This window comes from Palaeococcus sp. (in: euryarchaeotes), from assembly GCF_053987695.1.
The window spans coordinates 29,948-48,742 of record NZ_JBMXHE010000058.1; the positions used below are offsets into that span (position 1 = coordinate 29,948).

Annotated in this window: 19 protein-coding genes, 5 tRNA genes and 1 pseudogene; 13 read left to right on the forward strand and 12 right to left on the reverse strand. The window is 45.8% G+C overall.

The features are described from left to right. Position 1 precedes the first annotated feature (1 nt). The 5 genes from ACXJGZ_RS04590 to ACXJGZ_RS04610 all read right to left on the reverse strand — a co-directional run bounded on the left by ACXJGZ_RS04590 (position 2) and on the right by ACXJGZ_RS04610 (position 792). Positions 2-250: a DNA-directed RNA polymerase subunit H gene (locus tag ACXJGZ_RS04590; RefSeq protein WP_293256205.1), complete on the reverse strand. Its 249-nt coding sequence runs from the start codon at positions 248-250 to the stop codon at positions 2-4. Beyond that, positions 228-437, reverse strand: a complete 210-nt coding sequence (locus tag ACXJGZ_RS04595) for a hypothetical protein (protein ID WP_293256202.1) — start codon at positions 435-437, stop codon at positions 228-230. The genes ACXJGZ_RS04590 and ACXJGZ_RS04595 overlap by 23 nt, the downstream gene beginning before the upstream one ends. Before the next feature lie 110 nt (positions 438-547). Beyond that, positions 548-624: transfer RNA gene (locus ACXJGZ_RS04600), tRNA-Thr, on the reverse strand. A gap of 6 nt (positions 625-630) precedes the next feature. Further along, positions 631-708 (reverse strand) — tRNA-Pro (locus ACXJGZ_RS04605). 7 nt (positions 709-715) lie between these two features. Beyond that, a tRNA-Thr gene (locus tag ACXJGZ_RS04610) sits at positions 716-792 on the reverse strand. Between the two features lie 97 nt (positions 793-889). Here ACXJGZ_RS04610 and ACXJGZ_RS04615 point away from each other — a divergent pair. From ACXJGZ_RS04615 to ACXJGZ_RS04625, 3 genes are all read left to right on the forward strand, one after another. After that, positions 890-965: transfer RNA gene (locus ACXJGZ_RS04615), tRNA-Asn, on the forward strand. A 3-nt stretch (positions 966-968) separates the two neighbouring features. After that, positions 969-1,043: transfer RNA gene (locus ACXJGZ_RS04620), tRNA-Ile, on the forward strand. A 478-nt stretch (positions 1,044-1,521) separates the two neighbouring features. Continuing rightward, entirely contained in the window at positions 1,522-2,505 is a 984-nt protein-coding gene (locus ACXJGZ_RS04625) for an AIR synthase family protein (protein ID WP_456398390.1), read from the forward strand. Here the strand turns inward: ACXJGZ_RS04625 and ACXJGZ_RS04630 are convergent. From ACXJGZ_RS04630 to gcvPA, 4 genes are all read right to left on the reverse strand, one after another. Further along, positions 2,502-3,686, reverse strand: coding sequence for an ABC transporter permease (locus ACXJGZ_RS04630; RefSeq protein WP_456321741.1), 1,185 nt, complete (start codon positions 3,684-3,686; stop codon positions 2,502-2,504). The two genes, ACXJGZ_RS04625 and ACXJGZ_RS04630, sit on opposite strands and share 4 nt — an antisense overlap. Next, positions 3,683-4,570, reverse strand: coding sequence for an ABC transporter ATP-binding protein (locus tag ACXJGZ_RS04635; RefSeq protein ID WP_456398391.1), 888 nt, complete (start codon positions 4,568-4,570; stop codon positions 3,683-3,685). The genes ACXJGZ_RS04630 and ACXJGZ_RS04635 overlap by 4 nt, the downstream gene beginning before the upstream one ends. Positions 4,571-4,665: 95 nt before the next feature. Further along, the gene (gcvPB, locus tag ACXJGZ_RS04640; RefSeq protein WP_456321765.1) at positions 4,666-6,165 is read right to left on the reverse strand and encodes an aminomethyl-transferring glycine dehydrogenase subunit GcvPB; all 1,500 of its coding nucleotides are present in this window, start codon (positions 6,163-6,165) and stop codon (positions 4,666-4,668) included. Then, complete coding sequence (gcvPA, locus tag ACXJGZ_RS04645; RefSeq protein WP_293252679.1) at positions 6,158-7,513, reverse strand: aminomethyl-transferring glycine dehydrogenase subunit GcvPA; 1,356 nt, start codon at positions 7,511-7,513, stop codon at positions 6,158-6,160. The genes gcvPB and gcvPA overlap by 8 nt, the downstream gene beginning before the upstream one ends. Before the next feature lie 123 nt (positions 7,514-7,636). Between gcvPA and ACXJGZ_RS04650 the strand changes: the two genes are divergently transcribed. From ACXJGZ_RS04650 to ACXJGZ_RS04670, 5 genes and pseudogenes are all read left to right on the forward strand, one after another. After that, positions 7,637-8,326: an HAD family hydrolase gene (locus tag ACXJGZ_RS04650; protein WP_456398392.1), complete on the forward strand. Its 690-nt coding sequence runs from the start codon at positions 7,637-7,639 to the stop codon at positions 8,324-8,326. A 34-nt stretch (positions 8,327-8,360) separates the two neighbouring features. Further along, positions 8,361-9,071, forward strand: coding sequence for a PrsW family intramembrane metalloprotease (locus tag ACXJGZ_RS04655; RefSeq protein WP_456321738.1), 711 nt, complete (start codon positions 8,361-8,363; stop codon positions 9,069-9,071). After that, positions 9,064-9,270 (forward strand): hypothetical protein, encoded by a 207-nt coding sequence (locus tag ACXJGZ_RS04660; protein ID WP_456321737.1) that lies wholly within the window; start codon positions 9,064-9,066, stop codon positions 9,268-9,270. Before ACXJGZ_RS04655 ends, ACXJGZ_RS04660 begins: the two co-directional genes overlap by 8 nt. Positions 9,271-9,337: 67 nt before the next feature. Further along, on the forward strand, positions 9,338-10,123 hold the full coding sequence (locus ACXJGZ_RS04665) for a hypothetical protein (RefSeq protein ID WP_456398393.1): 786 nt from the start codon (positions 9,338-9,340) through the stop codon (positions 10,121-10,123). 124 nt (positions 10,124-10,247) lie between these two features. Continuing rightward, positions 10,248-10,373, forward strand: a pseudogene (locus ACXJGZ_RS04670) (IS6 family transposase); the annotation flags it as partial. A gap of 110 nt (positions 10,374-10,483) precedes the next feature. On the opposite strand, the gene tmk reads toward ACXJGZ_RS04670, so the two are convergent. The 3 genes from tmk to ACXJGZ_RS04685 all read right to left on the reverse strand — a co-directional run bounded on the left by tmk (position 10,484) and on the right by ACXJGZ_RS04685 (position 13,007). Further along, positions 10,484-11,110, reverse strand: a complete 627-nt coding sequence (gene tmk, locus ACXJGZ_RS04675; RefSeq protein ID WP_293254749.1) for a dTMP kinase — start codon at positions 11,108-11,110, stop codon at positions 10,484-10,486. A gap of 93 nt (positions 11,111-11,203) precedes the next feature. Next, positions 11,204-11,911: a phosphohexomutase domain-containing protein gene (locus ACXJGZ_RS04680; RefSeq protein WP_293254752.1), complete on the reverse strand. Its 708-nt coding sequence runs from the start codon at positions 11,909-11,911 to the stop codon at positions 11,204-11,206. 10 nt (positions 11,912-11,921) lie between these two features. After that, positions 11,922-13,007 (reverse strand): sugar phosphate nucleotidyltransferase, encoded by a 1,086-nt coding sequence (locus tag ACXJGZ_RS04685; protein ID WP_456398394.1) that lies wholly within the window; start codon positions 13,005-13,007, stop codon positions 11,922-11,924. 130 nt (positions 13,008-13,137) lie between these two features. On the opposite strand from ACXJGZ_RS04685, the gene tdh reads away from it, so the two are divergent. The 5 genes from tdh (at position 13,138) to ACXJGZ_RS04710 (ending at position 18,795) form a co-directional block, all read left to right on the forward strand. Continuing rightward, on the forward strand, positions 13,138-14,187 hold the full coding sequence (tdh, locus tag ACXJGZ_RS04690; protein ID WP_293254758.1) for an L-threonine 3-dehydrogenase: 1,050 nt from the start codon (positions 13,138-13,140) through the stop codon (positions 14,185-14,187). Positions 14,188-14,323: 136 nt separating this feature from the next. Beyond that, positions 14,324-16,192: a phosphoenolpyruvate carboxykinase (GTP) gene (locus tag ACXJGZ_RS04695; protein WP_456321733.1), complete on the forward strand. Its 1,869-nt coding sequence runs from the start codon at positions 14,324-14,326 to the stop codon at positions 16,190-16,192. Between the two features lie 76 nt (positions 16,193-16,268). Beyond that, positions 16,269-16,514: a DUF4405 domain-containing protein gene (locus ACXJGZ_RS04700; RefSeq protein ID WP_456321732.1), complete on the forward strand. Its 246-nt coding sequence runs from the start codon at positions 16,269-16,271 to the stop codon at positions 16,512-16,514. 140 nt (positions 16,515-16,654) lie between these two features. Further along, positions 16,655-17,839 (forward strand): glycine C-acetyltransferase, encoded by a 1,185-nt coding sequence (locus ACXJGZ_RS04705; RefSeq protein ID WP_293254785.1) that lies wholly within the window; start codon positions 16,655-16,657, stop codon positions 17,837-17,839. 107 nt (positions 17,840-17,946) lie between these two features. Next, positions 17,947-18,795: a DUF835 domain-containing protein gene (locus tag ACXJGZ_RS04710; protein ID WP_456398395.1), complete on the forward strand. Its 849-nt coding sequence runs from the start codon at positions 17,947-17,949 to the stop codon at positions 18,793-18,795.

The following is an 18,795-nucleotide window of genomic DNA, read 5'->3' on the forward strand; positions in this document are numbered from 1 at the left end:
TTCAATCCTCAACCACTATTCTATAGTAGTAGTAAATTCCAGCTGTCGGACTTTTCCTTTTAATTTCTATGATATCCCCAGGCTTTGCACCGAGTTCTTCAACTGCGGGATCACTAGCCTTGATTTGAGGTAACTGAGAAAGCTTTATATTGTATTTTTTTAGCAATTCCGCTTTCTCCTCGTCGCTTAATATTCTATGCTCAGGAACCAGCTCATGATCAAATATATTAAACTTTCTTTTCGCCGCCACAGAGAATTGCCCCCTTAATATTTTTAGAACTTAACATGAACATGCTAACCTCAACCTTCAGCTTTTGGTATATAAGCTTTTCGTGGATATCGGAAGGTAGTTTGATTTTTTCATTTATATCTCTTGCGTAAAGTTTAAAAATAAAAAATGGATGAAGGAGAGCCACGAAAGCTTCACCAATGAACATGAATGAACATTAAAAATTAGGTGGGAAAATCTACCAAATATGTAAACGAGCGTTGAGCGGTTAGCATTAAAAGAAATGTATACTTTCAGTGGCACTCTGAGAAAACCTTGTGGAGCCCCGGGCGGGGTTTGAACCCGCGGCCTGCCGCTTACCAAGCGGCCGCTCCGCCAGGCTGAGCCACCGGGGCGTGCACTGGTGGGGCCGCCGAGATTTGAACTCGGGTCACGGGCTCCCAAAGCCCGCAGGATGGACCAAGCTACCCCACGGCCCCTGAAAAATGGAGCCCCGACCGGGGTTTGAACCCGGGACCTGCGGATTACAAGTCCGCCGCTCTACCAGGCTGAGCCATCGGGGCACGGTTGAAATGATGTTCCAGGGCGTTTATAAAGTTTTCGTATTCCTTTAACCGCAAGATTTATAAATGGATTTGCACTTGCTATGAATGGGCTTGTGCCGCCGTAGCTTAGTCGGTAGAGCGCCGGACTGTTAATCCGGCGGTCCCCCGTTCGAGCCGGGGCGGCGGCGCCATATGGGCCCGTAGCTCAGCCTGGTCAGAGCGCGCGGCTCATAACCGCGTGGTCGGGGGTTCAAAGCCCCCCGGGCCCACTTGAACTTCTTCCACGTTCTTCTCGGAGATTAGCCATTCTCTTATGCCATCACTAAAATATAGTCTAATTTTCTTTAACTCACAATCCGTGAGCAGAATTCTCAAACTCCCTCTTATTTTACCTCTTAAAATCCCCTCCTGAATATCAGAAGGAAGAACTTCCTCAATCATAATGAGTTTGCCCCCAACATAAATCCCAACCAACGAGCCTTTTTTGAATAGATATCCACTTATTGGAAATATTCCCTCAGTCTCCGTCCTCCTATTAAGTTCCACACCAGATAGAGCTTTTAACATCTCTGCCATCCGCACCACCAAAAATAGTCTATAAGAGGAGATATTTTAGAAACCCGATGGAACGATTGTGGTTCTTCCGTTTCTGAAAGTTTCGTATAGGAAGTGGAGAGAGTTTACGGGATATTTTGAAGGACGGCACATTTTTAAATCATAACAGCAATGAAGAACTGGTGAGGTTCCTTGCTGCCCCTCGGAAAGCTGAGAAGTGAAGTACTAAACGAAATTCTCAAAGACATCCCCTCATCCGACTCGAAAGTCATAATCGGGCCTAGGGAGGGCTTCGATTCTGCAGTCATAGAATATGATGAGGAGAACTACCTTATTGTAGCAACTGATCCTGTTCTGGGTGTTCCAAAGGAGCACTTTGGATTCTTTACATATCACTTTGCATCGAGTGATGTGGCCGTTTTTGGAGCAAAGCAGAGATGGCTTATTGTAAACTTACTGCTTCCTCATGGCACAACGAAAGGGGAACTCAAGGAGACCATGAAGGAACTCAATGAAGAGTGCAGAAAGTACGAAACTTCTATAGTTGGGGGACACACAGGTGTTTATACAACGATAAAAGATATTACAGCCACTACAACAGCGATGGGAATAGTCCCCAAGGAAGAGCTCAAGCTCCCTCTGGCAAAGCCAGGGGACGAGATAGTAATAACAAAGGGCGTTGGAATAGAATTTGCCGTGGGTACGGCATGGTTCAAAGAAAAAGAACTCAGAAAAAGGCTCTCAGCGGAGGATGTAAGGACATTAAAGGAAATGTATTCCCTAGAAACCGTTGTTGGGGATGCAAAGATAGCGAGACCATTTGTGAGAGGTATGCACGATGCAACGGAGGGGGGTTTAACAGCACTCCATGAGATAGCGGACAACTCGAATGTTGGTTTTGAGATATATATGGAGAGCATTCCCATTTCGCCACCTGTTAAAAAGGTGCTTGATATTTACGAAGTGGATCCGCTCACCATCTCTTCCACAGGGACGCTCATAGCGATAACTCCGCCCGAAAATGTGGAGGCACTGATAAAAACTCTCCACGTGGCGGGAATTCCAGCCTTCAGAATAGGGCGCTTCACGGAGAAAAAGGAGAGGCTCCTAATAAGGGATAAGGATGTGGAGGAATTTCCTCACTTTAAAGGAGATGCATATGCCGAACTCTATTAATCCAAACGCTTCACCCTCCACCCGTAGAGAACCACGGCAAAGAGGAGTGTTGCCAGAGCAGTGAGTCCCAGGAGTGCCAAATCGGGCAGGAGCTCAATGGGGGGACGATGGTACAATTCTAGGAGCCTTAAATCCTTCAAAGCCCTGCCTAACGGAAAGTAGTTCACTATAGGTCTCGCCCATCCGGGAAGGACACTTTCGGGGATAACTATCCCGGCCAGGAACAGCAGGGGCATTGCAATGAGATTTACAAGGGCGTTTGTTGCCCTAGCGCTTCCCGTAGACATTCCTATTGCCAGTCCAAGACCCATTGAAAATGTTGCCGCCGTAAGTATGAATGCCCACCCAAAAAGACTCGGAAACACTGTTTCCCCAAAGACCACTTTCGCAAAACCTATTCCCACAAATATGCTCACTCCAATTGTAATTATGGTTGAAAGCATCTTGCCGACGAGAAAGTCCCAGGGCGTTGCAGGGGAAGCCGCCACTCTCCGGAGAGTGCCCTTCTCCATCTCTTCGAAGACGGAGCCGCTTATGCTTAGCATGGTGGCGAAGAGGAACTGTATTCCCATGAAGCTTATGACGTAGAACTTTATGGGTGATGGTGCCTCCCTGCTCACAGCCCTCTCCTCAAGGGCTATCGGCTCCCCGGATGCCTTTATATATGCCATGATCTCTTTCGCACTTAGATTATAATGCCCTGGAGGTATGTATTGGAGCTGTCTTTCCCTGATTTCCTTTGAGAGTCTCGAAAAGAAGGAAACAACTATGCCTCTTACTATTTGGTACTCCTGAGGATCGCTTTTGTCAAAATAGACCTCAATCTTTGCCTGCTTTCCGGTGGTGAGGTTTTCCTCAAATCCTCTGGGAAATACCATCAGCGCTTTTATCCTGCCCTCTTTAAGGGCTTTTAATCCTTCCATCTCGCTTGAATATACCGTCACATCAAACAGATGGGAGCCTTCAAAAGTGGCGTTCTCCATTATCCCGACCACATTCCCGCCATTTGCATAAACAACGCCCACATCCACTGTCACTGGAGGACTCTCACTTCCCCATATGCCCCCAAGAAGGAGGAGCCACATTACAGGAAACACGAAAATCCAGAAGAGAACCATCTTCTCCCTTCGAGTTTCTATCAAATCCTTTCTTAAAACCGCCAGAATGGCTTTAACTCTCATTCAAGCCCCCTCCCAGTTAGCTTCATAAAAACATCCTCCAGAGTCGGTTCTTCAACTGTTATTGCCTTTATCTCGCTCCCCGCTTCAACAAGGGCGTGAACTACAGTGGGAAGCGCCTCTCTCGCATTCTTCACGTGAATTCTCACTCTTCCCTCCTTATCAATTATCTTAAACCTACCCTTCAGCCTTTCAATCCCTTTAAGAATTCCCTCCACCTGTATTATACTCTCGTTTCCTATGAGTCCTTTAAGCTCAGCAGGCGTTCCAAGGGCTATTATCTTTCCCTCATTGATTATCGCCACCCTATCGGCCAGTGCCTCCGCCTCTTCCATATAGTGTGTGGCTAGGAGAACCGTCTTTCCGTCGCTCCTGAAGTGTTCTATGAGCTCCCACACCTCCCTCCTAGAAGGTACGTCCAGACCTACAGTAGGCTCGTCGAGTATCAGAATTTTCGGTTCATAGAGGAGAGCTATAGCAAGGTTTAAGCGATGCTTATAGCCGCCGCTGAGTTCTTTCGCCCTTTTCCTCCTGGGCAGACTAAAAAATTCCATGAGTTCTTTGATCCTATCCCTGGGAGCATCATAGATATCAGCATAGAACCGGAGGTTTTCCTCCACGGTCAGCAAATCGTAAGCTATGCTTTCCTGGGGCACATATCCTATTAAACGGGAGGTCTTTTTTGTTAGCGGCTCTCCAAAGACCCTGATCTCACCGGAATCATATTTTAACCCCTCCGCAATAATTCTGATTAGTGTGGTCTTCCCCGCTCCGTTGGGCCCAAGGAGGGCAAATATCTCGCCTTCTTCAATCTCCAAATTAACCCCCCGGAGAGCCTCAAAATTCCCGTATCTTTTTCTCAATTCCCCGACCTCAAGCGCTTTCATGGGCTCACCCATGGTAATTCGGAGCTCATGGGATATAAAAGGTGATGTAATTCTGAAGTACAGAGAAAAAGAAATGAACAAAATCAAAATAAAAATCAGATGTCAATATCTCCCTTCTCCTTGAGCTTCCGGTACATGCGCCATGTTATTACAGGTCTCTTGGTGGCGAGAACGTCATCAACCCTCCTAACCGCCGTGTTGTGAGGCGCACTCTTGACAAGCTCGGGGTTGCTATAGGCTTCCTCGCTTATCCTCTTGAGGGCATCAACATAGGCATCGAGTTCCTCTTTGGTAACCCCCTCCGTTGGCTCAATCATGAGTGCCTCATGCACGATGAGGGGGAAGTATATGGTTGGAGCATGCAATCCGTGATCAAGGAGCCTCTTTGCCACGTCGAGAGCCTTAACCCCGGTATCCCTCTTCATGGGCTCCGCTGAGAAGACCACCTCATGCTTCCTGAGCTCTTTGTGAGGAAGTTCATATCCCTTCGTTCCCTTCAGCTTCTTTCCCAGGTAGTTTGCATTGAGCACGGCTATCTCACTGGCTTCCTTCAAACCCTGGCGTCCCATAATCTTGAGGTAGGTTAAAGCCTTGACAAGAACTCCAAAGTTGCCGTAAAACTCCTTCACCTTTCCTATACTCTTTGGAAGGTCGTAGTTGAGGTAGTATTTCTCTCCATCGTACTCCACAACCGGCACTGGCAAGTAGTCCTTCAGGAAATCCTTCACACCGACTGGGCCGGCTCCGGGCCCTCCACCACCATGAGGCGTTGAGAATGTCTTGTGGAGATTTATGTGAACCACATCAAAGCCCATATCCCCTGGTCTGACCTTCCCGAGGATTCCATTTAAGTTTGCCCCATCATAGTAGAGCAGACCTCCAGCATCGTGAACTATTTTTGCTATCTCGAGAATGTCCTCCTCAAAGATTCCAAGAGTGTTGGGGTTTGTGAGCATCAATCCGGCAGTTCTTTCGCTTACAGCACTTCTTAGAGCTTCCAAATCCACCATTCCCTGCTCGTTTGAAGGTATCTCTATAACCTTGAAACCTGCCATTGCAGCACTTGCTGGGTTTGTTCCGTGCGCAGAATCGGGTACAATAATTTCATCTCTCTTTGTATCGCCCCTATCCAGATGGTACGCTCTAATTATCATGACTCCCGTGAACTCACCGTTTGCCCCTGCTGCAGGCTGCAGCGTAAAGCGATCCATTCCCGTAACTTCCTTAAGCCATTGCTCAAGCTCCCACATTACCTGAAGTGCTCCCTGAACTGTTCTCTCATCCTGATATGGATGAACATAAGTTACTTTTGGATGCCCTGCAAGCTCCTCGTTTATCTTTGGATTGTACTTCATCGTACATGAACCGAGCGGGTAAATGCCGCTATCAACACCATAGTTCATCTCACTCAGTCTTGTGTAGTGTTTAACCACCTCCGGCTCGCTGAGCTCCGGAAGCTCAAGACTCCCGCGCTTGAGTTCCTCGGGGATTTGAACATCGATGTCCTCGATTGCTTCAGGGAGTGTAAAGCTAACCCTTCCTCTGCCACCGAGCTCAAATATGAGCGGTTCGTCCCATCTCGCCTGCTTAAACATAGGCATCACCTTCTATCTCCTTTAAAGCATCCACAAGGGCATCAATCCACTCCTTTCTCGTCGTCTCGGTTACTGCAAAGAGTGCACTTTCGCCGAGCTCCGGGAAGTGAGGCTTCAAATAGAAGCCGCCGTGAATGTTCCTCTCAAGCAGACGCTCGTGAATTGCATCGTAGGGAACTTCAAACTTAACGGGTACATCTTTGAAGTTTATGCCTTCAAAGGGCAGCTCTCCAACTTCTTTCATGCGCTTTTTGAAATAGGCTGTGTTTTTGAGGATGACCTCACCCAGCTTTGCGAGCCCCTTTGGACCAAGCGTAGCAATGTGAATTGCAGCCGCAACAGCAACAAGAGCCTCGTTTGAACATATGTTTGAGGTTGCCTTCGCCCTTCTTATGTGCTGCTCCCTCGTCTGAAGCGCCATAACAAAGGCTCTCCTCCCATCCGCATCCTTTGTCATCCCTATGATCCTTCCTGGCATCTGCCTCACGAGCTTTTTATCGTTCTTAACCGCAAATATTCCCGCCCGTGGCCCACCGAAGTTCATGGGGCTTCCAAAGAAGGCGGCTTCACCTATCACGATATCTGCTCCGTAATTTCCAGGTGCTTCTAAGACCCCAAGGCTCGTTGGATCAACACCAACAACAAAAAGGGCGTTGTTATCATGGGCAATCTCTCCAACCGCCTTAATCTCCTCTTCAATGAGTCCAAAGAAGTTTGGCATCTCTATGTAAACACCAGCGGCTCCTTCAACTTTCTCTTTTAACTCTTCCAGATCCATCTGTCCCTTCTCATTCCACTTCACATACTCAATTTCAATACCTGCACCATCAACGTATGTTTGCAGCACCTTTATTTTTTCAGGGCTGAGATTCTTTGGAACGATAAATTTGTTTCTTCTTGTAAATCTTGCAGACATTCTGGCAGCTTCTCCAAGGGAAGTACCCCAATCGTACATAGAAGCGTTTACTATCTCCAAACCAACAAGCTCTGCAATCAAGCTTTGATACTCAAAGAGTGCCTGAAGCATTCCTTGACTTATCTCGGGTTGATAGGGGGTATAAGCTGTTAGAAACTCGCTTCTCTCTATGAGATATTTAACGTGTGCGGGTACGTAGTGGAAGTATGTTCCAGCACCGAGGAAGCTTGGCATTTCCAGGGCAGTTTTATTTTTGCCCAGCATCTCGTTCATTTCGAGGAAAACCTCATATTCACTCTTGCCTTCAGGGAGGTTGAACTCATAGGAGACATTCTTCGGAACATCCGAAAAGAGGTCTTCAATACTCTCAAATCCTATTTCCCTGAGCATTTCCTCCTTATGCGCCGAATTTGGCATATAATGCTTTCCCATAGGCATCACCTTTAAATCATCACCAAAAAGTTTCGCAGTCATATAATATATGCTTTGCGTTAATCTCAGGTTAAGTGGAAAATGTTAAATTACAGAACTCCTTAACCGGGTTGGGGTGAGTCAATGATAATAGGCTTCGACTACGATGGAACACTGGTGGACAGTTATTCGGTGATTGAAGAAGCGTTCATCCATGCTCTGGAAAAACATTATTCATGGCTACCCTTCAAAGGGTTATGGGCTAAAATTCTCACCAGAATTGAGCTCTACTTTGAAAGACCAAAATTCGGCAAAAAGAGACACAAAGGGAAGATAAGCCAGCCTTTCTTTTTTAAGTTGAAGTTCTCAAGAACATGGTTCGATGAGAGGGCAAAGCTGACAAAGCCTATAGATGATTCAAAGGAGCTCATAAGAAAGCTGAAGGAGGAAGGACATGTCGTCATATCCTTCTCTGCCGAGGACTTCATAGATGGCATGAAGGAATACCGATTGCGGCTTAATGGCTTTTATGACCTCTTCGATGATGTGATAATATTTGGACGTGAGGTTACCCTTAGTGAGGCACTATGTCTGGTGAGAGAAAAATATGGGGATGAAATCTTCCTATGGGTGGATGACAAGCCATGGCGCTTTGTGGGGAGGGGAGATGAAAACACGGAGTATGTATGGTACTACTTCCCTATTACAAGCAAATATGCGGAGGAAAAAGCTCTGGAGCAGATACCACGCCTTCACATTATAAGAGACCTCTGGAGCATCTTCGATGTTATAAAGAATGTGGAATCCAGTCGCGGCATTATAGACAAAGCTTAAAATCCCGAAGGAGTAACTTCATCATGGTGATCAAATGCATATCCTAAATGCGATAATATTCTTTGCATATGCCCCGGCACTCGCCATACTGTGGTACTTCTATCATGAGGATAAGTACGAGCCAGAGCCAAAAAAATATGTCATAGGAACTTTCATACTAGGAGCCACGCTCTCCGTTGGAATTGCCATGCTCCTTGAAGCCATCATGGTTCAGGGAGAATTTGGGTATGTACTTCTTCCAGCAACGGCATTCTACGCTGCTCTGGTTGCAGGTTTTGTTGAGGAGCCGGCAAAAGCACTTGCCGTGAGATTCCCATTTAAAGCGGGGCAGATGGATGGGATAATGGATGGTGTAGTGTATGGTGTGGCAGCGGGGCTGGGATTTGCCGCAACGGAGAATCTCTTTTACGGATTAGGTTATGGTCTGGGAACCACCATAACGAGAGCTTTTCTAACACCCTTTGCCCACGCAACATGGAGTGCCATTATAGGTGTGGGGTACGGTTTAAAAGCGGAGGGGAAGATACAGTCCCTCTCAAACTACTTTATCCTGGCAATTCTACTCCATTTTCTCTGGGACTACTTTGCGTTCCTGAGTCTCAAAATACCCGCATACACAATCTTCACAGTACTCCTAATCTTCATAAACATAGCTTTAATTAGATACTTCGTGATGGCCGGTCAGAGAGAGGATTTAGAAAAGATGTGGTGGTACTGGTTTGTAGGAGGCAGGAGATATGAATGAGAAAATTGAAAAGGCGCTTTTTGAGGCAAGGCCATATGTGGAATATTTTGAAGAGCTCAAAGCCAAAATAGAGGAGATATCATCAAAAGCTTCAAATGATAAAGAGTTTAAGACACTCGTTGAAAAGGAGATAACACTAGCAAAGGAACCTTTCAAGACAGATTTGAGGATTTTCCTCCAGAAGTTTGAGGTCCTGTGATATTTTCTTTTTATTTAAATCGAAAAGTATTTTAACATCAAAGTGAATTAAACTTTTGGTGGATTCCATGAAAAAACTCCTGAGTTTGGGAGTGGTCTTCCTCCTCATGGCTGCTCTCCCGGCATGCACGATGGGGGCTCCCACAAAGGAGGAGATCATAGAGAGGATGGAGAATGTGGACGCCTACACATACATGCTGAATATGAAAATTGCAACTCCCTACGGCACTTCCACCATAAAAGCCCACGAAGGGCTTGATAAGAGCAAAAACGTCTCCTTTGCTGAGTATGAGGTCATCTCCCCTGGTCCCACCATTAAAAACACCCCAATCAAGACACACTCATGGGAGTTCTTCGATGGAGAATACGGATACAGCAAGGTTGTAAGGACAGAGGATAACATATCCACAAAGGAGAGCCACAGGTGGGATTTAAACGACTTGAAATATCTTTTAAAAGACTTCCTGCCGGCTAATGCGAGCAGGGAGGATGTAATTCAAGTTATCACCAGCCAGAGGGACTATATCTCAAACATACTTGTGCCCCTCTTCAAAAATGCTACCATAGAAGGAGTCGAAGGAAAAGGAGGATACTATATCCTGAGATTTGCACTGCAGAGAAACGGTTCCATCTCCGGATATATGGAAGAAATGCGGAAGGTGGAAAACATCTCCGGAGAGATGTGGGTGAGAGATGGGCTCCCCACAAAGATCCATGTGGTTCACGTGAGTAGCTTTGTGGAGCCGTCCTCGAACACAACGCATACCATCACAAAGGATTACAATGTAACATTTGATTACAGGTTTGAAATTCCTGAGTGGGCAAAGAAACTTCGGGAGGAGACGTCTGGATGAAAAAAGCATTTGCAATTCTCCTTTTACTTCTAGTTACAGGATGCATCGGCACCGAGAAGCCGCCCACAGAGAAGGAAGTCCTAAATGCGATTGGAGCAATTCAAAAGTGTCAGTATGAAATGAGAGAATTCATAAGTCAGTTTTTCTGTTTGCTTTCTGGTATAATTTTGCCCGGCATCATTCCTGGTTTGATGAGCCGCCTGGTGATGTGACTGAATGGCTCCAGAGGGTGATGCCACAGTTATCCTGACAGTATGCTCGCGGGATACCACAAGTATTTAAATGATGATTGCCTCCATTTCAAGGGGATGATGAACGTTAGCCACTCTGAAGGGTGAAGAAAAGAGGGTTAACTGACCTTCAATACTCCCCTAAAATTTCATGCTGCACAAGAGCCACTATATCGTTGTGTATATCTTCTAGAGAAGCTAAGGCGTTTATTATTTTAATTTCCTCAAAGCGCTTTGCAAGCTTTAAATAGTTCTCCCTAACCCTTCTCTGAAGCTCGGCTATTTTATCAAACTCTGTTTTGATTTTACGTCCATTTATTCTGTTCATACTCTCCCTAACAGGCAGATCTAAGAGGATAACCAGGTCAGGACGCACCGCAAATCTATTTAAATCCACAAGCCATTCCAAGTCCAAGCCTCTAGCCCACTGATACGCCAGGGATGAATAGAAATAGCGATCAGAGATTACAACCTTTCCCTGTTCAAGAGAGGGTTTTATTAACTTATGGACATGCTCAGCTCTGTCTGCAGCAAATAAAAGTGCCTCCGCTTCATGGCTTATCCTGGCACCGTCTATAATGCCCTCCTTTCCCCCAATTAAAACGAGCTTTCTGATGAGCTTCCCAAAGGGAGTATCCGTGGGTTCTTTTGTAAGAACTACTTCATAACCTCTTTTTTCAAACCATTGAGCCAAAAGCCTCGCCTGCGTTGATTTACCGGCGCCATCTATGCCTTCCAGCACAATAAACATCCCCATCACTCCACCTCCAAAATCGAGATGTTTAATGTTTTAGGGATATTCGCTTTAAACTCTTTTTAGACAAGAACATGTAAATTAAAAGGGAGATAATCACCGGAAAGTAGCTTTCAGGTAGTCCAAGAACTTCCAGGTGCTGGTGAATATCTTCTCCTCTTTCCCATAGTACTCTATGATCCCCTCCGGCTTAAACCTCAGCCCGAATAAATAATTACCCTTCTTAAGACGCTGTAGGAATACCTCTTTGGGCTTTGGAGGCACGTAACTGGTTATCATGTCGTTTATTATATCTGCTTCAAACCCAAAGTGCTCGTTAAGTCTGGGGAACAAAAGAGCTGCAGGGGTATTCATGCAGTCCACAAGGACTTTACCATCAATTCTGAAGTTATAATATTTGAAAATGTCATGGAGAAAATCATCCAGAGCGTTGGGATAATAAATTGTCGCCCCTATATCATTGGGATGTGCTTCCACAAAGTTCCTGCTGTCCAGAATGGCTTTCACCTCATCGATGTCCATGCTGCTTATCTCCACCTTAACTCCCTGGTTGTAATAAACGTAAGCCAGAGGAAACCCCTTCTTATGGGCGAAGTCCCTTAAGACGACCAAGGGGATCAATCGAACATCCATGACTGCTGTTCCCGTACTTACTGTCCCAACGACCATTGCCCTCTTTCCATATCTGGAGATTGCTCTCCCATCCCTTCCAACGATTATAGTTCCCTGAACAACGGTTCCAACAGCCCTTCCCAATAGCGCGAGTTCTTCAGGATTGAATTTTTTCGAAGCATACACTTCCATTTATATCACCTCAATCAGGCAAGACTATACTCTCCTTACCTATCCTGGATTCCACCCAAATCTTAACATTTGAACCAATTTTGCTGAACTCCTCAATCACGCTGTTATCGCCTATAACGCTTCCCTCTTTTATCTGGACACCTTTTCCTATATGAACGTTTTCCCCTATTATGGCTTCCCTAATCTCAGCACCCTCCTCTATCACAGCATTCGAAAAAATAACGGAGCGATCTATTACAACATTTCTCCCGATCTCAATATTATCTCCCAGAACTGCAAAGCCCCTAACATCGAAACGTCTGATTCTGCATCTCCTACCCGTGAAGATTGCCCCTCCATATTCCATATTCCCCTTAAGGGAATCCACACGAACCTCCGAAAGTTTGAGTCTCCCTAAGAACACGTCATGAACCGCCTGCAGATAGCTTGAGGGTCTTCCAACGTCATTCCAGTACTCCTCAAAGGGGAATCCGTAGAGAGGGAGATTCTCCTCCAGCATTTTTGGGAAGAGATCCTTTGAAAAGTCAAAGTTCTGCCCCTTTGGGAATAAATCAAAAGCTTCCGGTTCAAAGGCATAGATCCCCGCGTTAACCAGATTGCTGAAGGCTTCTTCCGGTTTTGGCTTCTCCTTAAACCTCATTATTCTGCCCTCATTATCTATTATGGCGATTCCATACTGGGTGGGGTCATCCACCCGGGAGAGGGCAATCGTGGCGAGGGCTTTTTTCCTTTTATGATACTCATAAAAAGCCTTTAAGTCCAAATTTGTGAGAACATCGCTGGACGCGACTATGAAGGTATCCTCCATTTTATTCACAACTTTTTTCGTTGCCCCTGCAGTTCCGAGCTTAATATTATCCCCGTTCGAGTAGTGTATCTCAACACCCAGATCGCTGCCATCGCCAAAATATTCCATCATCCTCTCCTTCAAGTAACCCACGAGAACAAAAACCTCATCAACACCCATGCTAACCAGATTTTTCAGTATGTACTCTGCCATGGGCTTGTTAAAAAATGGAATCATGGGTTTGGGCCTGTAGACAGTTAAAGGTAGCAAACGCGTTCCTTTGCCTCCTGCTAGTAAAACAGCCTGCATAGATTCACCCATGGTATTATACTCTTCCAGCCTAATATACTTTGTGAGAACAGATGCCTTAGATTTCGCAAAAAGTTTAAATCGGGTTGCATTTAGATACTCATGTAAGCGTTTTATGGAGATGATATGCATGAAAGATAAGATGGTTGCAATTATGAAAAAGGAGCCCGCTTATGGTGCTGAGCTCGTAGAAGTCGATGTTCCAAAGCCCAAAGAAGGAGAAGTGCTAATTAAAGTGCTGGCGACTAGCATATGCGGAACCGACCTGCATATTTACGAGTGGAATGAATGGGCTCAGAGCAGGATACATCCCCCTCAGATAATGGGGCACGAAGTCGCCGGGGAGGTTATTGAAGTTGGACCCGGAGTCGATGATCTCCAAGTCGGGGATTATATAAGTGCGGAAACCCATATAGTCTGCGGCAAGTGCTATGCGTGCAAACACAACCGCTATCATGTCTGCCAGGATACCAAAATATTCGGCGTCGACATGGATGGAGTTTTTGCGAACTACGCGATAGTTCCGGCTCAAAACGCTTGGAAAAATCCAAAAGACATGCCACCCGAGTACGCCACACTTCAGGAGCCCCTTGGAAACGCGGTTGATACTGTTCTGGCGGGACCAATAGCGGGAAGGAGCACCCTCATCACAGGTGCCGGCCCCTTGGGTCTTTTAGGAGTCGCCGTTGCGAAAGCCAGCGGTGCTTATCCCGTCATCGTCAGCGAACCAAGTGAGTTTAGAAGAGAGCTTGCCAAGAAGGTGGGAGCCGACTACGTTGTGAATCCGATAGAGGAAGACCCCGTCAAATTTGTTATGGACGTAACGGATGGTGCTGGTGTCGAAGTCTTCCTCGAGTTCAGCGGCGCACCAAAAGCCCTTGAACAAGGTCTCAAAGCAACGACTCCCGGAGGAAGGGTTTCACTCTTGGGACTCTTTCCGAGGGACGTTAGCGTAGACTTTAACAATCTGATCATATTCAAGGCACTCGAGGTTCACGGCATAACCGGAAGGCATCTATGGGAAACGTGGTACACCGTTTCCACCTTGATTCAGAGCGGCAAACTCAATCTCGACCCGGTTATAACCCACAAGTACAGGGGTTTTGACGAGTTTGAGGAAGCCTTCGAGCTCATGAGAGCAGGAAAGACAGGCAAGGTTGTTTTCTTCCCCAAGGAGTGATTTTTCACTCTTTTTTTGCCTTTGGAAATTCGCCAATTTCATGTCCAAAAAGGGCTTCATCTTGTCATTGTGCCAAAAGGTTCTTAAGGTGTTTTTTCGAATTGTCCCATATCCACAAAAGTAATGGGTGATAATTATGAATGCTCTTGAATATCTCGAAAAAAGACTCGAAAAAGAACAGTTTGAAAAAATCAGCGCCATAGATAACCCTGAACTTCACGGGTTTCTGGCAAAGTATATTGAGCATTTAAATCCCTCAAAGGTTTTTGTAGCCACAGATTCGCCAGAAGATGAGGATTATATAAGAAAGAAAGCCATTGAGTACGGTGAGGAGAACCCTCTGGCTATGGAGGGGCATACCGTTCATTACGACGGCTATTATGATCAAGCCCGGGATAAGGAGAGAACCAAAATTCTCGTGCCCAGAGGAAAGAGCATCCCCTTCATAAATACTCTGGACAGGGAAGAGGGATTGGAAGAGATTCACGAGATCATGAAGGATATAATGAAGGGGAAGGAACTCTTCGTGTGTTTCTTCACCCTGGGACCCCAAAATTCCATCTTTACAATTCCCGCTGTTCAGCTCACCGATTCAGCTTATGTAGCTCACAGCGAATTCATCCTCTACAGGAAGGGATATGAAGACTTTAAAAGGCTTGGAAAGGAAGCGAGGTTTTTGAAGTTCGTGCACAGTGAAGGGGAGCTTGATGAGAGAAAGACCAGCAAGAACATAGACAAGAGAAGGATTTACATCGACTTGGAGAGTGAAACTGTTTTCTCGGCCAACACACAGTACGGAGGGAACACGATAGGTCTCAAAAAGCTCGCTTTTAGGCTCACCATAAAGAGAGCCGTTGAAGAAGGATGGCTGAGTGAGCATATGTTCCTAATGAGGGTGAACGGCCCCCATGGGAGAAGGACATATTTCACCGGTGCCTATCCCTCAATGTGCGGAAAGACATCAACCGCCATGGTCTCATGGGAGAATATAGTCGGAGATGACTTAACCTTCATAGTTAACATGAAGGGGGAGGCAAGAGGTGCCAACGTTGAGAAAGGCGTTTTTGGCATCATACAGGGTGTGAACAAAGTTGATGATCCAATAATATGGGAAGTGCTACACTCTCCAAACGAGATTATATTCTCAAATGTGCTCGTCAAGGATGGAAAGCCTTACTGGAACGATATGGGCGTTCCGATACCCGATGAAGGCGAAAACCACAGCGGGAAGTGGTGGCGTGGTAAAAGGGATGCTGAGGGGAATGAAATCCCTCCATCACACAAAAACGCCCGCTTTACCGTCGATTTAAAAGCTTTCAAAAACCTTGATAGAGAAGCTCTCGATGCTCCGTGCGGTGTTAGAATCGGAGGGATGATTTTTGGGGGAAGAGACGCTGATACATGGCCTCCTGTTAGAGAATCCTTCGACTGGGCACATGGTGTAATCACTATGGGCGCCGCTCTAGAAAGTGAAACCACAGCTGCCACGCTTGGACAGGAAGGAGTTAGAAAATTCAACCCCATGGCAATCCTTGACTTCATGAGCGTCCACATCGGAGAATATTTAAAGAACTACCTGCAATTTGAGAAATGCCTCCGTATCAAGCCCAAAATCTTCGCCGTGAACTACTTCCTCAAAGATAGAGATGGGAAGTGGCTCAATCACAAGCTCGACAAAGCTGTGTGGCTTAAATGGATGGAGCTCAGGGTTCACGGTGATGTGGATGCAATAGAGACTCCCATAGGCTACATTCCAAAGTACGAGGATCTAGCAAGGCTCTTCAAAGAAGTGCTCAACAAGGAGTACAGCCGGAAAGATTACGAAAAGCAGTTCACTATAAGGATTCCCGAGCTTCTGGCCAAGATTGACAGGATAGAGAGAATTTACAACGAAATAGGTAATATCCCAAAGGAGCTCTTTATAATCCTAGAAGAGGAGAGATACAGACTCACAAAGGCACAGGAGAAGTATGGCGATTACATCTCCCCATTCCAGTTTGAATGAGTTCCTCTTTGCAATAATCTTCTATTTTCAAAAGTTTTTTATCTTCCACATTATCACAAAACTTGGAGGCGATATCATGAACATAGTAAAGGTACGGGCGCTACTTTCCTCGATTTTGCTTGTGGTGTTTATTGGGGTTCTAGTAATCACAATAGGAGTGTTATACATAACAAAAACGGGAAATCCTTTTCTGGGCATGAGCAAATCCGAGCTTTTTAATGCCAGAAATATTCTGGGTCCTATAATGAACGTTCTGATAATCATCCACCTAGCCCTAAATTGGAATCTGTACAAAAAGGAGCTCAAAGTGCTCTTTAAATAATCTTTTCTATCATTTATCTCCATAACATCAACCAATGTTGTTTTTCACTGTCATTTGTACAAAACAAAAGGAAGGAAACTGAATGAGATAATCTTAACGCTTTTATACTCATAAAGCGTTATTCTCCCATGGGTGGTTTTATGGGAAAGCTTGACTGGATTAGTGAAGAACTGAAGGAACTTAAGGAGAAAGGTCTCTATGTGACCATTAGAAAGCTTGAAAGCGCCCAAGGGCCATGGATTGTTGTTGATGGGAAGAAAGTTCTCAACATGTGTTCAAACAACTATCTCGGCCTTGCTGCACATCCAAAGATTAAGGAAGCCGCGATAAGAGCTATTCTTGACTATGGTGTCGGTGCTGGTGCCGTTAGAACAATAGCCGGAACCATGGAGCTCCATGTCGAGCTCGAGGAGAAGCTCGCCAAGTTCAAGAAGAGGGAGGCCGCGATACTCTTCCAGAGCGGTTATAACGCCAACCTCGGGGCTTTGAGTGCCCTCATAAAGAAGAATGAAGATGCCGTCTTTGTGAGCGAGGAACTTAACCATGCAAGTATTATTGACGGAATGAAATTAAGCGGTGCACCAAAGGTTATCTACAAGCACCTTGACATGGAAGACTTAAAGAAGAAACTCGAAGAGGTCAAAGACAAAAAGAAGAAGCTCATAGTGAGCGATGGTGTTTTCTCAATGGACGGAGATCTTGCCCCACTGCCGGAGATGGCGGAACTGGCAGAGCAGTACGACGCTATGATATACATAGATGATGCTCATGGAGAAGGTGTCTTGGGCGACAGCGGTAGGGGTATAGTTGACCACTTCAAGCTCCATGACCGCGTTGACTTTGAGATGGGTACCCTTAGCAAAGCATTCGGTGTCATAGGGGGTTATGTCGCCGGACCCGAAGAAGCCATAGACTACCTGAGGCAGAGGGGAAGACCATTCCTCTTCTCAAGTGCCGTCAACCCACCCGATGTCGCTGCCGCAATAGCTGCCGTTGAAATTCTCCAGCACAGCGATGAGCTCGTTAAAAAACTGTGGGACAACACCAAATTCCTCCAGAGCTCACTTAGGGAGCTTGGATATGACCTAGGAAACACAAAGCATCCAATTACTCCCGTCATGCTCTACGATGAGAAGAGAGCCCAGGAGTTCTCAAAGCGCCTTTATGAGGAGTATAACATCTTCGCCCAAGCCATAGTCTATCCAACCGTCCCACAGGGAACGGCAAGAATAAGACTGGAGCCATCCGCAGGACATTCGAAGGAAGACCTGCAGTATGCAATTGATGCCTTTGAGGAGATCGGAAAGAAGATGGGCTTTATCTGAGGTTTAATTTTCCATTTTTTTCTGACATTTTGGTTCATTTAACGAAGTTTTTTACATGCATTGTGCAATATTAGAGAAAAATTTAATTGGGTTGAAGGAGATATTATATGGGATATGTCATGGATATTGTGAGGGTTGCGATAGCCCTCATGGTGGAGCTCATTCTTATAGCGGTTTTTGCGGTTAGCTTGAGATACAGGAATCGGGTTATTGAACATTATCCAGGCATGAGAAAAGCCTACGACTATATGCTCAGTGGATGGCTCCTGGGGGCAATTTCAAAGCTCGTTTTCCTCGGGCTTGATCTCGAAGACTGTGGTGTTATAAAACTGTCCCCTTCAACTCGTGCCCTAATGGCCGCCTTGGGGAATATTCTATTTGCACTGGCTCTCGTCCTCTTTCTCCTCGGCTGGATGTTCATTATAACATCTGTTCTGGTTAAATACACGCTGGTTCCAACTTTAGAATTCGAAGAGAAAGAGAATCAAAAGGGAACTAAAGCGCCCCATGGAGTTTACCTCTGCCTCAGCAGAGGAAAGGCGTATGCGGTGTTCCTCAAGTTCTTAAGCGGAAGAGCGGGCTTGATAATTTCACGAGTGCCTCCCAAGGTGATCCAGAGGGAGCTGAAGCTCAAAAAGACGCCCGTTATATGGATAACCAAAATGGAGGGAGAGAACACAATACACCCCTCACGCCTCCCATATCTCCTTGAGATGCTCATAGGTTTCATGAGAAGAGAGGATACAGCTAAGGTGATACTCTTCGAAGGTCTGGAGTACATGATAATGGAGAACGGTTTTGAGAGCATGTTCAAGTTTCTCACCACCCTCAAGGATCATGCGCTCCTCCACAAATCAACGGTAATCATTCCCATTGAAAAGGAGATTCTCACACAGAAGGAGTTCACACTTCTGAAGAGAGAATTCCCTGTTCTCAAGGAGGTTTTTGGAGAGTGA